1 protein-coding gene is annotated in these 555 nt (G+C 41.3%); it reads left to right on the plus strand.

Annotated elements, in window-relative coordinates; genetic code table 11:
- A partial coding sequence (locus ABN217_RS20075) for a ribonucleotide reductase barrel domain-containing protein (protein ID WP_502935147.1) occupies window positions 1-555 on the plus strand: 555 nt, incomplete at both ends.

The following is a 555-nucleotide window of genomic DNA, read 5'->3' on the forward strand; positions in this document are numbered from 1 at the left end:
GTTCAAATCAACAAGCTAATGTATGAGCGTTTGATCAAAAACCAAGACATCACTCTGTTTAGCCCATCAGATGTACCGGGACTATATGATGCATTCTTTGCTGATCAAGATGAATTTGAGCGCTTATATGTGACTTATGAGCAAGATGAAACTATCCGTAAAACTAGCGTCAAAGCGGTTGAACTGTTTTCATTGATGATGCAAGAACGCGCCTCAACTGGCCGTATCTATATTCAAAACGTAGACCATTGTAATACGCATAGCCCATTTGATCCTCAAGTGGCACCGGTACGTCAATCTAACCTTTGTTTAGAAATTGCATTACCAACTAAGCCATTGAATAACATCAATGATGAAGAAGGCGAAATTGCGCTCTGTACGCTATCTGCCTTTAACTTAGGCGCGATTGATAGCCTTGACGAATTAGAAGAGCTGGCAGTATTGGCTGTACGTGCTCTGGATGCGTTATTAGATTATCAAGACTACCCGATCATTGCTGCGAAAAAAGGTGCAATGGGTCGTCGTACGTTAGGTATTGGTGTTATCAATTATGCT

Source organism: Proteus sp. fly-1067 (assembly GCF_040139345.1).
Classification (GTDB): Bacteria; Pseudomonadota; Gammaproteobacteria; order Enterobacterales; family Enterobacteriaceae; genus Proteus; species Proteus vulgaris_B.